The organism is Cupriavidus sp. WS (assembly GCF_000395345.1).
In the GTDB taxonomy this organism is placed as follows: domain Bacteria; phylum Pseudomonadota; class Gammaproteobacteria; order Burkholderiales; family Burkholderiaceae; genus Cupriavidus; species Cupriavidus basilensis_B.
The window spans coordinates 1-19,709 of sequence record NZ_AQPL01000074.1 but is presented as its reverse complement, the minus strand read 5'-3'; the positions used below and the strand labels follow the sequence as shown (position 1 = coordinate 19,709).

The window sequence follows — 19,709 nt, the reverse complement described above, 5'->3', positions numbered from 1 at the left end:
GGCGGCCTGCCGGCGGCTGCGCTTCACGCTCGGCGGCCGCGCCGCCGGCGAGGCGGGGCTGGCGCGCTTCGTGGGGCAGGCCGCCGCCGGGCCGTCCGCGCGCGCCGCGCCGCAGGCCGGCGATGCCGCCGCAGGCTACGTGATGCGCGACGTCAGCTACTGGAACCACCTGACGCAGGCCATGCGCGGCATGCAGGACGGCGTTGGCAACGCCGCCGGCGAGGCGGAAGCCAACGGCGTGACGCAGGCCCTGCGCGCCGCGCAGCGCTGCGCCACCGACGACTTCCAGCAAGCCTTCGCCCTGCTCAAGGAAAGCCTGGCCTGGCGCCGCGGCGACGACCTCGCGCGCAGCCGCGCGGCGCTGCGGCGCTTCGACCGCATCGTGGGCGCCGGCGCCGTGGACAGCGCGCTGCCCACCTTCGCCGCGATGGCGCGCGTGGTGCGCGCGTGGGAGCGCTATGCCGGCAACCGCCTGGAAGCCGCCCAGGCCGAGCTCGAAAGCCTGTCGGCCGATCCCGCGCTGCAGCCGGTGGTGCGCTACAACCCGCGCGTGCGGTTCGAGACGCTCAACCTGCGCGCGCTGATCCACAAGACGGCGGCGATCCGCGACATGGCGGCCCAGCCGCGGGCGGCCCGGCAGGCCGCCGACGCCGCCATGCAGGACTTTTCCGGCGCGCTGCAGGCCGCCTACGAGGCCGATTCCGTCGACGCCGCGCAGCACGTCGCGGCCAACCTCGGCCTGTGCCTGTGGCTGTTCTGGAACCACGCGCTGATCGACCCCGCGCGCGCGTGGCCGGCCGGGCAGGTGCAGCGCCAGGCGGTGCGCTGGCTGGGCTTGTCCGAATGGATCTGCGACCGCTTCGGCGTGGGCGGCGGCTCGGCGTGGAACATCATCTTCCTGTTGCGCATCGCGCGCGGCAACTGCAAACAGGACGGCGGCGGCGCGCTCGCCGACTTCCGCGCGCAGCGGCCACTGCGGCTGGACGACGCGGTGGATGCGCTGCGCCCGTTCCACGCGCCGTTCGCGCGGGCCAAGGGCTTCATCAGCTGGTCGTCGCTGGCCGGCTTCGCGCTGGAAGAGCACGACGGCGGCCACGTGCGCTACGGCGCCCTGCAACTGGCCAACCTGCTGCTCGAAGCGAGCTGGTTCGAGACCTTCGAGCATGGCGCCACGCCGGCCGCCTTCGCCGCCGTGGAGCGGCTGGCCGGGCTGCTGGGCAAGCTGCGCCCGGCCGAGCGGCGCTTCTTCCAGGCCGCGCTGGCGGCGCTGCCGCGCGAGCTGCGGCTGGCCGCGGCCGAAGCCGGCAGGCACGCGGGCGGGCGCGCCGATGAAGCGGCCGGCACGGCGAGCCGCAAACAGGCCCCGGGACAAGCCCCCAAACGGTCGCCCAAGCCGTCGCCAGAACTATCGCCAGAACAATCCCCCAAGCAGGCCCGCGCCGGCATGCACAGCCGCCGGCAACGCTGACACACAAGCGTCATCCCGACGCAACATCGCCTCCCTATAGTCGCGCTCGCCACTGACAGGGAGACAAGAATGGGCACTCACAAGAACAATCACCACGTGCGCCCCGGCATGGCCGCCATGCTGGCCGTGCTGGCCACGGCGGCCGCGCTGTACGGCTGCGGCAGCGAGAACCCGGACGCGGCCGCCGCCGCGATCGCCCCCGCCGTTCCCACCGCGCCGGCCGCGCCTGCGGCTCCGGCCGGCGACGCCGCCAGCGCCGCCGCCAACATCCAGGCCGCGTGGGTCGAGATCGGCGACAGCAACCAGGCCATCGCCCGCGTGATCACCAGCTATGCGGCGCCGGCCGCCGCCGGCGACGCCCCGCCCGCCAACGCCGTGTGCCCGCTGCTGACCGTGGACGGCGTGCAGCAGCGCATGGCGCTGCGCGTGGGCGCCGGCACCATGCCGCTGCGCCCCACCGCCAGCGCGCCGGCCGACTCCAAACCCTCGGATTTCCCGGTCTCGGCGTGCGAAGCCACGCTGCCTGCCGGCGCCGCCGCCGCCAGCGTGGCCGGGCGCGCCCTGCCGCTGCCCAAGGCCAGTCCCCGGCGCGTGCTGGTGCTGGCCGATACCGGCTGCCGCCTGAAGAAGGCCGACAACGTCTACCAGCCGTGCAGCGACACCGCCGTGTGGCCGTTCGCCACGCTCGCGGCCACCGCCGCCGCCATGAACCCGGACCTGGTGCTGCACATCGGCGACTACCACTACCGCGAGAACCTGTGCCCGCCGGACATCGCCGGCTGCCAGGGCACGCCGTGGGGCTATGGCTGGGATACCTGGCAGGCCGACCTGTTCAAGCCCGCCGCCGCGCTGATGGCCAGGGCGCCGTGGGTGGTGGTGCGCGGCAACCATGAGGAATGCGCGCGCGCCGGCCAGGGCTGGTTCCGCTTCCTCGACCCGCGCCCGTACACCGAGGCCCGCTCATGCAACGACCCGGCCAACGACGGCAGCGCCAACTACTCCGAGCCCTACACGGTGGCGCTGGGCACCGACTCGCAAGTCATCGTGTTCGACTCGGCCAAGGCCGGCAAGACCGCGCTGCCGACCAGCGACCCGCAGTTCATCGCCTACCAGAAGCAGTTCCAGACCGTGGGCTGGCTGGCCAGCAAGCCGGGCATGGTCAACACCATGTTCACCAACCACCATCCGGTGCTCGGCTTCGCCCCGGTGGCGGGCAGCGCGCCGGCGCCGGGCAACCTGGCGCTGCAGTCGGTGATGAGCAGCCTCAACGCCCAGGCCTACTACCCGCCGGGCATCCAGGTGGCGCTGCACGGCCACGTGCATGACTTCCAGGCCATCAGCTTCGCCTCCAACCACCCGGCCACCATCGTGTCCGGCAACGGCGGCGACAACCTGGACGTGGCCCTGCCCGACCCGCTCACGCCGGGCGCCGTGCCCGCGCCGGGCACCACCATCGACAAGATCACCCATCACAACAGCTTCGGCTTCCTGCTGATGGAGCGCAGCCCGGCGCCCGCCACCGGCTGGACCTTCAAGGCCTACAGCGTGGCTGGCAAGCTCATGGCCACCTGCGCGCAGACCGGCACCACGCTGGCCTGCGACAAGACGGGCTTCCTGGCGCCGTGACGGCATCGGTTCGCGCCGCCTGCGCGGCCCGGCCCGCCGGCATCCGCATCGCGCGGGCGGCGCCGAGACTTGCCGCCGGCGCTGCCGTCCTGGCCGCGGGCCTCGCGGCCGGCGCGCCCACCGCACCCACCGCGCCCGCCGCGGACACCGTGCTGACGCCGGGCGCGCCGCCATCGGTGGTGGTCGACACCATCGGCAACGGCACGCCCAAGGTGGCCGCCAGGGTCGACCCGACCGCCGCCGTGTTCCGCCCCGACCCGGCGCTCGCCGCGCTCGGCAGGCGCATCTTCTTCGATACGCGCCTGTCCGAGCCGCGCGGCCTGTCCTGCGCCGGCTGCCACGACCCCGCGCGCGCGTTCGCGCCCTCGCTCTCGCCCGCCGCGCTGGCCGGGCCGCGCGTGCCGCAGGGCAGCCGTCCCGGGCACTTCAGCCTGCGCAACGCGCCCTCGCTGCTGTACGTGCGCTACGTCCCGCGCCGGCACTTCTACCAGGACGACGACGCGCCCTACGCCTCGCCGTTCGGCGGCCTGTTCGCCGACGGCCGCGCCGACACGCTGGCCGAGCAGGTGCGCGGCCCGCTGCTCGACCCCGAGGAGATGAACAACGGCACGCCGGCGCGCCTGCTGCGCAAGGTCGGGAGCACGGAACTGGCGCCCGCGCTGGCCGCGCATTTCGGCCCCGCGGCGCAACGCGATCCCGCGCAGATGATGCTGGCGCTGGGCCGCGCGCTGGAGGCCTACCTGCAAAGCGACGAGATGGCGCCGTTCAGCTCGCGCTTCGACGACTACCTGCGCCGGCGCGCGCCGCTGTCGCCGCAGGAAACGCGCGGCCTGGCGCTGTTCAAGAACCCGGACAAGGGCAACTGCATGAGCTGCCACACGCTCGCGGACACCGCCAGCCGGCCCGAGCGCTCGCTGTTTACCGACTTCGGCTACGACGCCATCGCCGTGCCGCGCAACCGCGCGCTGCCCGCCAACCGCGACCCGAAGCATTTCGACAACGGCCTGTGCGACACCGCGCGCCGCCTGCGCTGGCCCGAACCGGCGCAATGGTGCGGCTACCTGCGCACGCCCGGCCTGCGCAACGTGGCGGTGCGCCAGAGCTTCATGCACAACGGCGTGTTCACCACGCTGCGCGACGCGGTGGCGTTCTACAACACACGCTCGACCGATCCCGGCAAGTGGTATCGCGGCGGCAAGCCCTTCGACGACGTGCCCGCCGCCTACCGCGGCAACGTCAACGTCAACGCGACGCCGATGAACCGGCGCGCGGGCACCACGCCGGCGCTGACCGAGGCGGAGATCGACGACATTACGGCCTTCCTGCGCACGCTCACGGACGCGCCCTACGCGAGCGCCATGCCGCCGGCCGCGGCGCCGGTGGCCGCGCGGCCCTAGCCCTAGCCCTAGCCGGCGGGCCGCGCCTCACGGCGACGCGCACACCGCGTCCGGCTCGAAGCCGCGGAACACCTGCTGCGTGGGGTCCGGCGTGGCCACGATCTCGCCCGAGGGCGCGCGCAGCAGCCGCAGCACCTGGCCGGCGCAGTTGCGGGCCGCCGCGTTGCGCTGGTAGCGCAGCTCGTACTGCCAGCCCGGCAGCGGCACGAACGACACGCCGATCGCGCAGCGGTAAGGCTGGTCGTCCGCCGCCGAGGTCGCCGCCGCCGTCAGGTAGATGCGCTGGCTGGCCACCAGCCAGCGCTCGCGCGTGCGCGCGGGCGGCTCCGGCGAGATGCCCCACATCTTCAGGTCTTCCTCCTTGCCGATGGCCGCCGCCTGGTGGCCGGTGGCCGCCAGCAGCGCGGGCCGCGGCGGCTTCGGGCACTTGCCGGCATCGACCACGCTGAAGGTGGTGTTGTCGTCCGTATTGGTCACGAGCCGCACGCGCGCGGCGGGCGCGCCGGCCTCGACGCGGTAGCGGGTCACGCAGCCGGCCAGCAGCGTGGCCAGCGCCAGGCTCATCAGGACGGCGGATCGGCGGACATTCGGCATGGGCTGGCGGGAAAGTAGGCGTCCGCTCAAGCATAGGCGTTCCGGCCGCCCGCGCGCCGCCGGGCAAAACCCCGAGCCGGCCCGCGCATTGACTTCCGTTCCGGTTCGGCCTTACCCTCGCCTGAGCCTCCGGCCCGCGCGGCGCGCGGTACCGGAAAAAAAACCGGAAGAAAACCGGAAGAAAAACAAAACAACAAGAACAATACAAAGACAGAGACAATTCCTCGTGAGCACCGCCACGCCTTCCCGCCTGTCCGAACTCCGTCCCGTCCTGCCGATCCTGCTCGGCGCCTCCGTCATGCTGAGCCTGGCGATGGGCCTGCGCCAGAGCCTGGGCATCTTCATGCCGCCGCTGACCAGGGGCATCGGCATCTCGGTTGCCGATTTCACGGCCGCCATCGCGGTGCAGAACCTGGCCTGGGGACTGCTGCAGCCGATCGCGGGCGCGTGGGCCGCGCGCGTGGGCTTCCGGCCGCTGATGATGGCGGGCTCGCTGCTGTACGTGCTCGGGCTGGTCATGCTGGCCACCGCGCAGGGCATCGTCGGCGTCACGCTCGGCGCCGGCGTGGCCATCGGCGCGTCGATGGCCTGCACCGGCAGCGCCTTCGCGATGGCGGTGGCCGCGCGCCCGGTGCCGGTGGCGCTGCGCAGCACGGTGCTGGGCATCGTCTCGGGCGCCGGTTCGCTGGGCGCGCTGGTGGCCGCGCCGGTCGGGCAGGTGGTGGCGCAAGCCTACGGCTGGCGCGTGGGGCTGGCGGCCTTCGTGGTGCTCGCGCTGGTGATGCTGCCGGCGGCGTGGTTCGCCGGCCGCGTCGACCGCCTGCCGCTGCCGGTGCCGCCGGGCGGCGTGCAGCAGAACGCGCGCGAGGCGCTGGGCACCGCGCTGCACCATACGCCGTTCCTGGTCATGGGCGCGGCGTATTTCGTGTGCGGCATGCAGCTGGTGTTCCTGACCACGCATCTGCCCTCCTACCTCGACATCTGCGGCATGGACCCGATGCTCAGCGCCAAGGCGCTCGGCGTGATCGGCGGCTTCAACGTGCTGGGCAGCCTGTTCTTCGGCTGGGCCGGCGGGCGCGTCAACAAGCTGCTGCTGCTCGGCGCCATCTACACCATCCGCTCGCTGGCGCTGACGTGGTATTTCACCTCGCCGCCCACGCCGGCCAGCACGCTGGTCTTCGCCGCCGTGATGGGCTTCCTGTGGCTGGGCGTGGCGCCGCTGGTGGCCGGCTGGATCGCCGAGACCTTCGGCCTGCGCTGGCAGGCCATGCTGGGCGGGGTGGCGTTCTTCAGCCACCAGATCGGCAGCTTCGTGGGCGCCTTCGGCGGCGGGCTGGTCTATGATGCCCTCGGGTCCTACACCCTGGCCTGGCAGATCGGCGTGATGCTGGGGCTGGCCGCCGGGCTGGTGCAGATCGCCTTCGCGGTCGCCGCGCGGCCGCGCCCGCCGCGCATGGCGGCGACGTGATGGGGACGTGACGGCGACATGAAGGCGACATGAAGGCGATGTGACGGCGCACGCCAGGCCCCGGCTGCGCCGAACGGCAAGGAGGAAATGTCATGGCCCTGACGCTGCACTACCATCCGCTGTCATCGTTCTGCCACAAGGTCCTGATCGCGCTCTACGAGAACGGCACGCCGTTCGCCGGCCGCGTCGTCGACCTCGGCGACGCGGCCGACCGCGCCGCCTTCGTGGCGCTGTGGCCGGTCGGCAAGTTCCCGGTGCTGCGCGACGACGCGCGCGCGCAGACGGTGCCGGAGAGCACCATCATCATCGAGTACCTCGACCGCCACTATCCCGGCCCGCGGCCGCTGCTGCCCGCCGACGGCGACGGCCGGCGCGAAGCGCGCCTGTGGGACCGCCTGTTCGATCTCTACGTGCACCTGCCGATGCAGAAGATCGTCGGCGACCGCCTGCGCCCGCAAACCGAGCGCGACCCGCGCGGCGTGGCGGATGCGCTGGCCGGCCTGCGCACCGCCTACGGCGTGGCCGACAAGCACATGGCGGAGCGCACCTGGGCCGCCGGCGAACAGTTCTCGCTGGCCGACTGCGCGGCCACGCCGGCGCTGTTCTACGCGGGCATCGCGCAGCCGTTCGCCGACACGCACCCGAACCTCGCCGCCTATTTCGAGCGGCTGGTGAGCCGCCCGAGCGTGCGGCGCGTGCTGACCGAGGCACAGCCCTATTTCTCCATGTTTCCAATGGCAGACAAGATCCCCACCCGCTTCCTGGTCGGCCAACTGCCCTGAAACGCGACGGCGCGTCCGTCCACGCGGACAAAACCGGGATTGAGCGGAATTGGCCGCGCTACTCCGCGTTTTGAACCGGCGGCCGTTGCGTAAGATGCGCTCGTGCCTCCAGAGGAGGTGCGGCGCCCCCGACCATCAGTCCTGCCCAGCCCCGCGCGCGTACCCGCCGCGCGGGGCTCTTTTTTTTCCGGCGCAGCGCGCGGCGAAGACTTCCGGCGCGAACGAGCCGCAAGCCCCCGGCATCCCGATGCGGTCCGCCGGCGCGCCGCGGAAGCCCGACCGGCCCATCCGCTAAGATTCGGCATCCCAGCCCTCGGAGCCGCCACATGCGCAACCTGGATTTCAGTTCCTGGCAGGGCCTGCTTTCGACCTTGTTCGGGCTGGCCTTGATCACCTTGATCGGCGTCGGCATACGCCTCGTCGTCATGCAGACGATCCAGCAGCGCCGCGAGCGCGAGAACCGGCAGATCAACGAACGCCTGCGCACGCTCATCGCCGCCTACAAGACGCTGGGCGGCTCGTTCACCGGCAATCTCGCGGTCGATCCCACGCACCTGCGCGACCTGCGCCGGCGGAGCGCGGGCGCGGACGGCCCCGACGCGGAACAGGCGGCCGGCGCCATCGCGGCGGATGCGCCGGCCGCCGGCGCCTGGCCCAGCGTCGACCGCTCGCGGCGCATGCGCGACGCGGTCGAGGCGGCCTTGTCCGACATCATCCTGCTCGGCACCGAGGAACAGGTCCTGCTGGCGTCGAAGGCGGCCGCGGAACTGGCCGCGGGCCGGCCGACGCATACCGACGAGCTGGTGGTCTCGCTGCGCAACTTCATCCGCCAGGTGCTCGACCTGGAGCCGGTGCCGGCCAGCCTGCAGATTCCGAAGCAGGGCCCGGCCCGCCCGTCCGCGGCGCGCGGCAAGGCCGAAGGCGGCGCCAAGAGCGGCGAGGGAAAGTCCGGCGGCGGCATGGGAGGAGGTGGCGGCGGCGGCGGTGGTGGCGGGATGGGCGTCGGCGTGAGCCTGCCCGTCGAGGACGACCAGGAGCATCACCACTAGCCGCGCCCCGATGCGGACCCGCGCTATGCCGACGCTAACCCGGCACAATCCGCCGCCCTGCCGGCGCTGCCGGCCGGAGAACGAGGGCCGCGGGGGAATCTACTGGTAGTCGATCAGCACGGTAACAGCGCCAGTGATGGTGCCTGGCGTGACCGTATCGCCGGTCTGGAAATAGGCTGCCTTCATCGGGATCGCATACGATCCGCCCGTGCCCTTGTCGTAGGCACCGACCTGCACCGACTGCTTGAACGTCACCGGCGTGCCGCCGCTGTCCGTGAGCCGGATATTGACCCCGCCCGCGCTGGAACCCGAGCCCGCGGGCAGCACGCCGGGCGCGTTGGCGACCGTGCCGCCGGCCGGATCGAGCGCGTAGCCGACGCGGTTGTAGCCGGGCGGGCAATTGAGCAGACGGACCTCGAAGCCGATCTCGCCGGTGGTGCTGCCCGCGCCCGTGAACGCGCGCTTCTGCGCGGGCGGCATCGTGATGGTCTGGCTCGGCGTCTGGCAGGTGCCGGCGATGGGCTTGATCTTGCCGGCGAGCTGGATCGAGGCGAAGCGCTGGTAGCTGTAGCAGGCGCTATAGCCCGGGGTCGCGGTCGCGCAAAGGTTCAGGTTCGCGCGCCAGCCGCCAGCCAGATCCCCCTGCGACATCGTCGCCTCGGTGCGCACCAGTTGCACCTCGAGCGGACTGGATATGGTGACTGCCGGCGCGAAGGTGGTCGTGGTGAGCGGAGCACCGTTGAGCAGCACCTGCAGACCGATGCCGGACACGTCGACGTCGACCACCGGCCCGGCCGCGGTGTAGGCGCCGCCGTGGACCCAGAACGAGGGCCGTGCCAGCGTGCAGGTCGGCGCCCCGCACAGTTGCTGCGGCGTCACCGACTCGCGGACCAGCACGGTGCCCGGCGCGGCAAGCGCGGGGAACGCGAGATCCCGCCCGAATGCGGTGACGATGTTGTCAGCCACTGCCCAGCCGCATGCGGACGACAGGAGCACCGCGATGGCGCCGGCCGCGATCGTGCGGCGGGGCCGCACAGCTTGCGCAATTTGCACAGCTTGCGCACGAAAGCTGCCTTCGTCTTTCCTCATGGTGGTCACTTCGATGAATGGATGGGACGTGGCTAGTATCTGTAAATGTCCCGGCACATGAAATAAGACAAGTACCAAATCGTGGGCGGTGCAGCAAAACCGCGGATGATGTGACGAATTGGCGGGATTGCGATGCCGTGCGGGCCCCGCCACTGCCCCATGCCGTGGCTGCCGGCGCGAAGGCCGTTGGTGCGGGCACGGTAGCTGGTGCCGTGCCCGCGCCGGCCTCCGCCTACCGCGGCGGCAAGTCGGCAACGGCGCTGCCGATCTGCGCGGCGCGCCGCGCGTTCATCTCGGCCACGCACGCGAGGCCGAGCATCTCGTGCGTGTTGCCGGCACCGCCGCCGCCAAGCGCGGCGGCGAATTCGCACTGCGCGTCGCGGTAGCGCGCGAAAACCGCGCCGGATGCCTTGAGCTTGCGCGCGGCGGCGGTGGCGTACCTGGCGTCCTCGTCCCACGCGGCGAGCGCGGCCACGGCCTGCCGCTCGGCTCGCCGCAGCGCGTGCTCGCTCGCGCGCGCCTTGCCGGCGAGGCAATCGCGCATGCCGGCCTGCGAGCCGGCGCTGCATGCCGCGCGCGCGTCCTCGACGCCGCCGGCCTGCGCCGGCATGGCAAGCAGCGACGCGGCCAGGACCAGGCAAGCGGGAAGCGAATACGCGACGGATATCACCGTGCGCATGCGGCCGCCCTTTCCCCGCGCGCCGGCCCGGGCGCGTACCCGGGCTGCCTGGCGTGGCCGGGACCGCCGCCGCCGTTGCAGCGCCGCGCGACCGGGGCCGCGCCCCGCCCCGACCGCCGCCTCGTGGACCGTGGCGTCGGCCGCGCGCGCGTTGCGGTGCCCGCGCCTGGCCACGCCGGATTCACTGCGCGTCGCCGTCGAACACGCGGAAGACGAACGCCTCGGCGGGCGCCGCCTGCGCGTCGGCCACGTCGATCTCGATGCGCCGCAGCGCGCGCTTCGACGAGAACGCGCCGAGCCATTGCGCGGCGAGGCGCGGCAGCACGTGCTGCTCGATGAAGCCGATCAGCAGCCGCGCGCCGGTCTCCTGCACCAGGCAGCGGCCGGTGATGTAGTCGACCACGGCCGGCGCGTAGGTCAGGCCGATCGCGTGGTTCGAGGCCATGCGCCTGACCACGCGGTCGAGGTGCAGCGCGACGATGCGCGACAGCGCTTCCTGCGCCAGCGGGCGGTACGGCACCACGGTCACGCGGCCGAGGAAGGCGGCCGGGAACACCGTCAGCAAGGCCGGGCCGAGCGCCGCGCACAGGCCTTCGTGGTCCGGCGCGAGCGCCTCGTCGGCGCACAGGTTCGCGCTCAGGTCGGAGCCGACGTTGCTGGTGAGCAGGATGGTGGTGTTGCGGAAGTCGATGTAGCGGCCGTCGCCGTCTTCCATGTAGCCCTTGTCGAAGACCTGGAAGAACATCTCGTGCACGTCGCCGTGGGCCTTCTCCACTTCGTCGAGCAGCACCACCGAATAGGGCCGCCGGCGCACCGCCTCGGTCAGCACGCCGCCCTCGCCGTAGCCGACGTATCCGGGCGGCGCGCCCTTGAGGCCGGACACGGTGTGGGCTTCCTGGTACTCGCTCATGTTGATCGTGATGAGGTTCTGCTCGCCGCCGTACAGCGCCTCGGCCAGCGCCAGCGCGGTCTCGGTCTTGCCCACGCCGGACGGGCCGGCGAGCAGGAACACGCCCAGCGGCTTGCCGGGGTCGGTGAGGCCCGCGCGCGCGGTCTGCACGCGCTCGCCGATCTGGCGCAGGGCGTCGCCCTGGCCGATCACGCGGGCCGCGAGCGTATCGGGCAGGACCTGCACGGCGGCCACTTCGTCCGTCACCATGCGGCCGACCGGGATGCCGGTCCAGTCGGAGACGATCTCCGCCACGATGGCTTCGCCGACCTCGGGAAACACCAGCGGCGACTCCTGCTGCAGGTCGGACAGCGCCTGCTCCAGCTCGGCCAGCGCCGCCGGCGGCATGCCGGCCTCGCGCGCGCGCAGCAGCGCCTGGGCGGCGCCCGCCTGGGCCTGCCAGCCCGCCTCCAGCGCGCGCTCGTCGGCTTCCAGCGCGGCGATGCGCCGCCCCACGGCGGCCATCGCCTGATCGTTGCCGATGCCGATGCGCCGCTCGCTGTCGAGCAGCTCGCATTCGACGCGGGCGGCCTGCAGGCGCTGGCGCACGTCCTGCAGCTCGCGCGGCGGCGCGTGCTGGGACAGCGCCACGCGCGCGCAGGCGGTGTCGAGCAGGCTGATGGCCTTGTCCGGCAACTGGCGCGAGGGGATGTAGCGATGCGACAGCGTTACCGCCGCGCGGATCGCCTCGTCCAGCACCACCACGCCGTGGTGGCCGGAGAAGGTCTGCACGAGGCCGCGCACCATGTCGATGGCGGCCGCTTCTTCCGGCTCGGGCACCTGCAGTACCTGGAAGCGGCGCGTAAGCGCGGGGTCCTTCTCGATATGGCGCTTGTACTCGGCCCAGGTGGTGGCGCCGATGGTGCGGATGGTGCCGCGCGCCAGCGCCGGCTTGAGCAGGTTGGCGGCGTCGCCGGTGCCGGCCTGCCCGCCCGCGCCGATCAGCGTGTGGATCTCGTCGACGAACAGGATCACCGGCATCGCGGACTTCGCCGCGGCCTCGATCACGCCCTTGAGGCGCGCCTCGAACTCGCCCTTCATGCTGGCGCCCGCCAGCAGCGCGCCGACGTCGAGGCTCAGCAGCCGCACGTCGGCCAGCTTGGGCGGCACGTCGCCGTCGACGATGGCGCGCGCCAGCCCTTCGACCACCGCGGTCTTGCCCACGCCCGCCTCGCCCGTGAGCAGCGGGTTGTTCTGGCGGCGGCGCAGCAGCACGTCGATCATGGTGCGGATCTCCAGCTCGCGGCCGACCACCGGGTCGATCTCGCCGGCGCGGGCGCGCGCGGTCAGGTCCGAGCAGAACTGCTCGAGCGGCGCGCCGCCGGCCGGCGCGGCCAGCGCGGACGATGCCTCGCCCGGCAGCGCGGCGGAGAAATCGCTGTTGTCGTAGGGCGCGTCGTCGGCCTCGGGCGAGCCGTCGATCCACGCCGGCAGCATCTCGCGCAGCCCGTCGAGCGGAATCTTGCCGAACGCCGGCGAGACCGACAGCAGCACGCGCCGCAGCTCCGGCGTCTTGACCAGCGCCGCCAGCAGCCACGCGCCGCGGATGCGGCGGTCGCCGAAATCGAGCGTGGCCAGCACCCAGGCGCGCTCGATCGCGGTCTCGATGTGATGCGAGAAGTCGCTGATCGAGCTCGCGCCGGCGGGCAGCGCGGCGAGCGCGCGCAGGATGTCCTGGTCGAGCGCGTCGGCATCGACCTCGCAATGCCGGAGGATGCGCTGCAGGTCGCCGTCGGGCGCCTGCAGCAGTTGATGCACCCAGTGCACCAGCTCGACATAGGGGTTGCCGCGCAGTTTGCAGAAAGTCGTCGCGGATTCGACGCTGCGGAACAGCGAGTTTCCGAGCTTGCCGAACAAAGCCTGTCGTGAAATCGTCATAGTCTCGACCGTGAATGATGGGGCGTGCGCGCGGGAGCGCATCCGCCGCGCGGCGTATCGGGAGCACCGTTGTCCGCGCGGGATGCGAGTCGGAAGCGGGCCGGATGCGGGCGGGGATGCAGGCGGGAATGCGGGCAGCGCCGGGCGGGAAATCCGCCGTGCGAAAAAAATAAGACATTAATGGCGATCATTGCCGATTGCCAATAAGACTAGTATCAATCTTTCATTCAATTGTGTCGGCAATGTCATGAGGCGGAATAAAAGAAATCCACCTGGCACATGCCGCATTCACGATACCGGACGGGAATAAGCGTCGCATTGCCCACGCCGCAAGCGCGCCACGACTTTCCTGGCGTGGCGGCGCGCATTGCCTTGTCCTGCCTGGATTTCCCGCCCGTGATCGCGCGCACGGATCGACGCGCGGGTCACATCGGCGATTCGCCGCGCCGCCGAAATTTAGAACAATTCCTATATCTACAAATCGGCCCGTGGCATAGCATCTCCCCGGTTTGCATCACACGCTATTCCGTCTTCCGCGTTTCACTTTCCCACCCCGCGCCGTCATTGGCAACGGAAACGGGAAATGAAATGGAGGCAGGCGAAATACCACCCTTTGACGATGTCGAGAGAGAAACTGGCGGCGCACGCGCATCCCGGGCCGCACCAACCCATCCCGGCCGGGAGCGACGCTCCGCGGCCCGGCGGCGAAGCGCCGCCGCCGGACGGCCACGCCGCGCCCGCGCCGCCCGACCTGATCGCCATCGGCAACGCGCTGGCGCGCAGCGAGCCGGCCCACTTCCGCGACCTGGCCGCGCTGGCCGGCGCGCAGGCGGACCCGATGCAGCACCGCGACGCGGCGGCGGGCGCGCCGGCGCCGCTGCTCATCTTCGACGAGGAGCCGCTGGCCGGCCCGGGCGCGCTGCCGGAAAGCGACGACGATGCCGACCCGCTGGCGGGCCTGCTCGCCGAGTACCGCCGCGCGCTGATCCACCGCGAGCGCGACCACGACGCGCACGAGCTCAAGGCCATCGGGCGGCCCCAGGTCGCCATGCCGCTGCCGGAGGACCCGTTCCTCGACGCGCGGGGCCGCTTCGAGACCGGCTCGCTGCTGGGCGATCTGCTGGGCAGCCAGCAGAACATCGACACCGTGCTCGGCGAGATGGACACCTTCCGCGCCGACCACCTGTTCGCCGAGGAAGACCGCCACGAGATCCTGGCGCTGCTCGCGCCGGCCCGCAAGGCCGGCCGGGCGCTGTCGCAGGCCGCGCTGCTGGCCCGCCAGGAGCACCACCTGATCAGCGTGGACAGCCATTTCCCCATGCTGGTGGCGCGCACCGACACGGACGCGCCGGACGAGACAGGCACCGAAATCGGCGCGGACGCCGGCGCCGACATCGACGCCGACACGCAGGCCGCCGGCACCGGCACGCAGGCGCCAGCGGACGCGCCGTCGGCACACACGAACCCTTCACCGGAACCCCACGATGACGAACAACCTTGACATGACCGTTTCCACCGCCGCCGCCGATGCCGTCAGCGCCGCCACGCTCGCCGGCATGCTGCGCACGCAGTCGCTCGACCAGTTGCAGCGGCGCACCGCCGAAGCGGTGCGCAAGCGCCCGGCCGATACGCAGGAACGCTGGCTGCTGTTCCAGCTGCTGTGCATCGACGGCGAATGGAACCGCGCGCTCAAGCAGCTCCAGACCTGGGCCACGCTGGAGCCCGCCGGCGAAGCCCGCGCCCAACTGCATCGCGGCCTGATCCAGAGCGAGCTGTTCCGCATCGAGGTGTTCGCCGGCCGGCGCACGCCCGGCTTCATCGCGCCGGCGCCGGCGTGGGTCGAGACGCTGCTGCAGGCCAACGCCCGGCTCGGCGCCGGCGACGTGGCGACGGCCGACACGCTGCGCCGCGCCGCGCTGGAGCAGGCGCCCGCCAGCCCCGGCGAGAGCCCCGAGATGGGCGCCTTCGCCTGGCTGGCCGAAAGCGACACGCGCCTGGGCCCGGTCTGCGAGATGGCGGTGGCCGGCGGCTACCGCTGGATTCCGTTCGAGCAGATGCAGTCGCTCACCTTCACGCCGGCCGGCACGCTGACCGACCTGGTGTGGCGCCCGGCCACCGCGGTGCTGCGCGACGCCACGGTCCTCAAGGGATACCTGCCGACCCGCTACGTCGGCTCCGACGCGGGCCCGACGCCGTGCCGGCTGGCGCGCGAGACGAGCTGGACGGACGTCGGCGACACCGGCGTGATCGGGCTGGGGCAGAAGACCTGGAGCACCGACCAGGGCGACTGGGGCCTGCTCGACCTCGGCAGCTGCCGCTTCGCGCACGGAAACGGCGATGCGGCAGCCTGACAACTGGCACCGGCCCGCCTACCTGCCGTCGCTGCTCGACCGGCTGCAGGACGACGCGCCCAACAAGCGCAGCGAGCGCCCCGACGCCTATGCGCCGGACGGCGAGGGCATGCGCAGGATCATCCGGCGCGACCTGAGCCTGCTGCTCAACACCACCAATCTCGACGGTGAACTCGACGCGGCGCGCTTTCCGGCGGCGGCCGCGTCCGTCGTCAACTACGGCGTGCCGCCGCTGTCCGGCAGCTACCTGAGCGACCGCAACTGGGAATCGCTCGAAAAACTGCTGCGCGCCGCGGTCATCCATTTCGAGCCGCGGCTGATTCCCGAGTCGGTGGCGATCCGCCCCGCGACCGATCCCGGCGCGGCCAGCTACAACAAGCTGGTGTTCGAGATCAGCGGCCTCATGCAGTGGTCGCCGTATCCGCTGGAGTTCCGCATCCAGAGCACCTTCGACATCGAAATGAACAAAGTGACGCTCGATCCGGGCGCACGCACAGGCAGTTGACATGGACCCGCAGTTTCTCGACCACTACAACCGCGAGCTGACCTACATGCGGGAACTGGCCGGCGAATTCGCCGCCCGGCACCCGAAGATCGCGCGCCGGCTCGGCATGCAGGGCATCGAGGTGGCCGACCCGTTCGTGGAGCGCCTGATCGAGGCGTTCTGCTTCATGTCGGCGCGCACCCAGCTCAAGCTCGAAGCCGAGTTCCCGCGTTTCACCCAGCGCCTGCTCGAAGTCACCTACCCCAACTACATGGCGCCCACGCCGTCGATGGGCGTGGCGCGCCTGCGGCCGAGCCTGCGCGAAGGCAATTTCAGCAAGGGCTTCAAGGTGCCGCGCCACAGCGTGCTGCGCTCGGCGGTGCCGCCCGGCGAGCAGACCGCCTGCGAGTTCCGCAGCGGCCACGACGTCACCATCTGGCCGATCGAGATCGTCGATGCCAAGCTCACGGCGATCCCGCCCGACCTGCCGCCTACCGAGCGCCACCTGCGGCCCCACGTGCAGTTGCGCGGCGCGCTGCGCCTGCGCCTGCGCACCGTCGGCGAGATCCGCTTCTCGCAGATCGCCGGCCTCGACCGCCTGCCGCTGTACATCAACGGCGACGAGCGCATCGCCTCGCACCTGTTCGAGCTGATCCACGCCGGCAGCGTCGCCTCGGTGGTGCGCGCGTTCGGCGCGGCGCGCGGCGAGGGTCATGTGGTGTCCAGCGCCGCGGTCGATTTCGAGGGGCTGCGCGCCGACCAGAGCCTGCTGCCCGTGCCGTGGAACACCTTCCACGGCCACAACCTGCTGCAGGAGTATTTCACCTGCCGCCAGCGCTTCTATTTCTTCGCGCTGACGCAGCTCGGCGCCGGCCTGTCGGCCATCGACGGCAGGGAAGCGGAGATCGTGCTGCTGCTCGACCGCCTGCCCGAGACCCTGACCTCGCACGTCGACGCCGGGCGCTTCCTGCTGTTCTGCACGCCCGTCATCAACCTGTTCCCGAAGCGGACCGACCGCGTCGAGATCAACCGCGCGCTGACCGCCTTCCACCTGGTGCCCGACCGCAGCCGCCCGCTCGACTACGAGGTCTTCTCGGTGTCGCGCGTGTTCGGCCAGAAGGCGCAGACCTCGAACGAGGTGGTCTTCAACCCGCTGTACCAGACCCTGCACAGCGACACCGGCAACTACGGCCGCTACTTCTCCATCCTGCGCGAGCGGCGCACGCTGTCGGCCAACGTGCGCAAGTACGGCACGCGCACGCCGTACATCGGCACCGAGGTCTTCGTCTCGCTGGTCGACCAGGCCGAGGCGCCCTACGCCGACGACATCCGCTACCTGTCGGTGGAAGCCTGGGTCACCAACCGCGACCTGCCCCGGCTGATCCCGCGCAACGGCGTCAGCGACCTGACCATGCAGGAATCGGTGCCGATCGAGGGCGTGAGCCTGGTGCACGCGCCGAGCGTGCCGCGCGAGCCCTACGCCGCCGGCGAGACCGCCTGGCGGCTGATCCGCCAGCTCAGCTTCAACTACATGCCGCTGGCCGAGCTCGACCACGCCGACGGTGGGCAGGCGCTGCGCAACATGCTGCGGCTGTTCGTCGGCAGCGGCGACCACGAGCAGGCCGCGCAAATCGACAGCCTGGTCGGCGCGCGCACCGAACCCGTGGTGCGGCGCCTGCCCGGCCACGGGCTGCTGGTCTACGGGCGCGGCGTGCGCTGCGAGCTGACCGTGGACGAGACCGGCTTCTCCGGCGTCAGCCCCTACCTGTTCGGGCTGGTGCTGGAGCACTACCTGGCGCGCCACGTGTCGATCAACGTCTTCACCGAGACCGAGCTGCGCTCGATGCAGCGCGGCCTCGTCACGCGCTGGAAGGCCCGCATGGGCGGCCGCGGGGCGGTGTAGCCATGCACGCGCCCACCCCGCATCCGGTCGACGCCGGCTCCCCGATCCATCCCGACGCGCTGCGCGCGTGGTTCGACGAGCGCGCGCCGTGGCAGTCCAGCTTCCTCGGCCTGCTGCGCGCGATCTCCGCGCGCGCGCCCGGCATGCCGCTGCCGGGCACGGCGAGCCTGCCGGGCCAGGAGCCGTTCCGCATCGGCCAGCAGCCGTCGCTGGCCTTCGCGCCGCGCGAGATCGCCGCGCTGGACGTGCGCGGCGGCCACCTGGACATCCGCCTGTTCGGCCTCGGGCTGTGGGGGCCGCAGGGGCCGCTGCCGCTGCACATGACGGAGCTGGCCTACACCCGCGCCGAGAGCCACCAGGACCACACGCTGAGCGCGTTCGCCAACCTGTTCCACCAGCGCGCGCTCACGCTGTTCTACCGCGCCTGGGCCGCGTCGCAGGCCACCGTCTCGCTCGACCGCCCCGACGACGAGGCGTTCTCGTTCTACGTCGGCAGCCTGATGGGCACGGACACCGCCGAGGCGGCGCTGACCCATCCGCCGACCCACGCGCGCTACGCCGCCTCGGCCCACCTAGTGCGCGAGGCGCGCAACCCGGACGGGCTGGCGGCCACGCTGTCCCACTATTTCGGCGTGCCGGTGGCGGTCGACGAATACGTCGCGCACTGGATCCGCGTCGCCGGGCCGGAGCGCACCCGGCTGGGCGCGCCGGCCGAATCCTCGATCGTGTGCGAAGGCGCCATGCTCGGCGAGATGGTGCCCGACTGCCAGCACAAGTTCCGGCTGGTGATCGGCCCGCTGGACCTGGACCAGTACCTGCGCCTCACGCCGCACGGCGACGACCTGCCCACGCTGGTCGACTGGGTGCGCGCCTTCGTCGGCTACGAGTACGACTGGGAAATCAAGCTGCTGGTCAAGCCGCGCGCGGCGCCGCCGGCGCGCGCCGACGCCGCGCAGCGGCTCGGCTACTCCACCTGGCTCGGCGAATCGCTGGACGACCTGCCGGTCGTCGGCATGGTGTTCGAGCCGGAGAAATACTGTGCCTGACCTCGGAGATTTTCACGCATGAACGCGAACACGCCGGCCGCGGCGCTGCGCTACGCCGATCTTCTGGAACCCGTCTCGGCCGACGCGCCGTGCGGCCCGGACCTCGAATACGATCCCGCCTTCGTCATGCTGCAGGCCGCCATCGCGCCGCGGGCCGACGCGCAGTACGGCGATTTCGTCGACGCGCCCCAGCCCGCCAACTGGGCCGAGGCCGAGCGCGACTGCCGCGCGCTGCTGCTGCGGACCAAGGACATCCGCCTGGCCGTGATCCTGGCCCGCTGCCGCACCCGCCAGGGCGGCGCGGCCGGCCTGCGCGACAGCCTCGCGCTGCTCAAGGCCATGCTCGACCGCTACGGCGACGCGCTCCACCCGGTGCCGTTCTTCGAGGGCGAGCCCGACCCCGTGGTGTGCGCCAACGCCATCGCCGCACTGGCCGACGCCGACGGCGCGCTGGCCGACGCGCGCGACATCCCGCTGCCCAAGACGGCGGGGCTGCAACTGCAGCTGCGCGACATCGAGAAGGCCTTCGCCGTGCCGCGCCAGAAGGACGCGCTGGCGCCGGAATCGGCCAGCCGGCTGCTGCGCGAGCTGTGGGCCAGGCGCGACCCGGCCGTGGTGGCGCTCGCCGAGGCGCAGCGGAGCGCCGCCGAACTCGATGCGTGGAGCCGGGCAGCGCTCGGCGCCGACGCGCCCGACCTCGGCGCGCTGACGAAGCTGCTGCAGCCGTTCGCGCCGGCCAGCCTGGAATCGCCCCACGCGGCGGCGGCCCAGCCCGCCGGACTTCCCGCGCCGGCGGCGGACATGCCGGACACGGGCGACACGGCGGATGCGCCCAATGCGCCGGACACGCGGGCGGCCCCGCCGGCGGCGCCCGCGCTGCCGGCAGCCGCCGGTCCCGCGGACGCGCCGCGCCCTTGCGCCGGCCCGCCGGCCGACCGCTGGCAGG

The 19,709-nt window shown here is 72.3% G+C and carries 16 protein-coding genes; 12 read left to right on the top strand and 4 right to left on the bottom strand.

Features of this window, described 5'->3' with window-relative positions; all coding sequences use genetic code 11:
- The 3 genes from K206_RS43640 to K206_RS0107625 all read left to right on the top strand — a co-directional run.
- On the top strand, window positions 1-1,468 hold a 1,468-nt coding region (locus K206_RS43640), incomplete at its 5' end, for a hypothetical protein (RefSeq protein ID WP_020201823.1).
- A gap of 69 nt (window positions 1,469-1,537) precedes the next feature.
- Window positions 1,538-3,094 (top strand): metallophosphoesterase, encoded by a 1,557-nt coding sequence (locus tag K206_RS0107630; RefSeq protein ID WP_020201822.1) that lies wholly within the window; start codon window positions 1,538-1,540, stop codon window positions 3,092-3,094.
- Window positions 3,037-4,491, top strand: a complete 1,455-nt coding sequence (locus tag K206_RS0107625) for a cytochrome c peroxidase (RefSeq protein ID WP_081651351.1) — start codon at window positions 3,037-3,039, stop codon at window positions 4,489-4,491. The genes K206_RS0107630 and K206_RS0107625 overlap by 58 nt, the downstream gene beginning before the upstream one ends.
- 27 nt (window positions 4,492-4,518) lie before the next feature.
- Here the strand turns inward: K206_RS0107625 and K206_RS0107620 are convergent, their stop codons facing one another.
- The gene (locus K206_RS0107620) at window positions 4,519-5,055 is read right to left on the bottom strand and encodes a hypothetical protein (protein WP_020201820.1); all 537 of its coding nucleotides are present in this window, start codon (window positions 5,053-5,055) and stop codon (window positions 4,519-4,521) included.
- 328 nt (window positions 5,056-5,383) lie between these two features.
- Here K206_RS0107620 and K206_RS0107615 point away from each other — a divergent pair, with 328 nt between their 5' ends.
- The 3 genes from K206_RS0107615 to K206_RS0107605 all read left to right on the top strand — a co-directional run bounded on the left by K206_RS0107615 (window position 5,384) and on the right by K206_RS0107605 (window position 8,384).
- On the top strand, window positions 5,384-6,553 hold the full coding sequence (locus K206_RS0107615) for an MFS transporter (RefSeq protein ID WP_052165810.1): 1,170 nt from the start codon (window positions 5,384-5,386) through the stop codon (window positions 6,551-6,553).
- Window positions 6,554-6,645: 92 nt separating this feature from the next.
- Window positions 6,646-7,335 (top strand): glutathione S-transferase family protein, encoded by a 690-nt coding sequence (locus K206_RS0107610; RefSeq protein ID WP_020201818.1) that lies wholly within the window; start codon window positions 6,646-6,648, stop codon window positions 7,333-7,335.
- Window positions 7,336-7,661: 326 nt separating this feature from the next.
- Window positions 7,662-8,384, top strand: a complete 723-nt coding sequence (locus K206_RS0107605; RefSeq protein ID WP_020201817.1) for a hypothetical protein — start codon at window positions 7,662-7,664, stop codon at window positions 8,382-8,384.
- Between the two features lie 99 nt (window positions 8,385-8,483).
- Here K206_RS0107605 and K206_RS0107600 read toward each other — a convergent pair whose 3' ends face one another.
- From K206_RS0107600 to tssH, 3 genes are all read right to left on the bottom strand, one after another.
- On the bottom strand, window positions 8,484-9,473 hold the full coding sequence (locus K206_RS0107600; RefSeq protein WP_155887994.1) for a fimbrial protein: 990 nt from the start codon (window positions 9,471-9,473) through the stop codon (window positions 8,484-8,486).
- A 232-nt stretch (window positions 9,474-9,705) separates the two neighbouring features.
- A complete protein-coding gene (locus tag K206_RS0107595; RefSeq protein WP_020201815.1) occupies window positions 9,706-10,152 on the bottom strand; it encodes a lysozyme inhibitor LprI family protein in 447 nt (148 codons plus the stop codon).
- A gap of 181 nt (window positions 10,153-10,333) precedes the next feature.
- Window positions 10,334-12,979 (bottom strand): type VI secretion system ATPase TssH, encoded by a 2,646-nt coding sequence (gene tssH / locus K206_RS0107590; protein ID WP_029043342.1) that lies wholly within the window; start codon window positions 12,977-12,979, stop codon window positions 10,334-10,336.
- A 583-nt stretch (window positions 12,980-13,562) separates the two neighbouring features.
- On the opposite strand from tssH, the gene K206_RS42705 reads away from it, so the two are divergent.
- The 6 genes from K206_RS42705 to K206_RS0107560 form a co-directional block, all read left to right on the top strand.
- The gene (locus K206_RS42705; protein WP_155887993.1) at window positions 13,563-14,480 is read left to right on the top strand and encodes a TagK domain-containing protein; all 918 of its coding nucleotides are present in this window, start codon (window positions 13,563-13,565) and stop codon (window positions 14,478-14,480) included.
- Window position 14,481: 1 nt separating this feature from the next.
- A complete protein-coding gene (locus K206_RS0107580; RefSeq protein WP_020201812.1) occupies window positions 14,482-15,330 on the top strand; it encodes a type VI secretion system accessory protein TagJ in 849 nt (282 codons plus the stop codon).
- The gene (gene tssE / locus K206_RS0107575; protein WP_020201811.1) at window positions 15,317-15,835 is read left to right on the top strand and encodes a type VI secretion system baseplate subunit TssE; all 519 of its coding nucleotides are present in this window, start codon (window positions 15,317-15,319) and stop codon (window positions 15,833-15,835) included. The genes K206_RS0107580 and tssE overlap by 14 nt, the downstream gene beginning before the upstream one ends.
- Before the next feature lies 1 nt (window position 15,836).
- Window positions 15,837-17,717, top strand: a complete 1,881-nt coding sequence (gene tssF / locus K206_RS0107570) for a type VI secretion system baseplate subunit TssF (protein WP_020201810.1) — start codon at window positions 15,837-15,839, stop codon at window positions 17,715-17,717.
- A gap of 2 nt (window positions 17,718-17,719) precedes the next feature.
- The gene (gene tssG / locus K206_RS0107565; RefSeq protein ID WP_020201809.1) at window positions 17,720-18,763 is read left to right on the top strand and encodes a type VI secretion system baseplate subunit TssG; all 1,044 of its coding nucleotides are present in this window, start codon (window positions 17,720-17,722) and stop codon (window positions 18,761-18,763) included.
- An 18-nt stretch (window positions 18,764-18,781) separates the two neighbouring features.
- Window positions 18,782-19,709, top strand: a 928-nt coding sequence (locus K206_RS0107560; protein ID WP_020201808.1) for an ImpA family type VI secretion system protein, incomplete at its 3' end; no start/stop codon positions are given.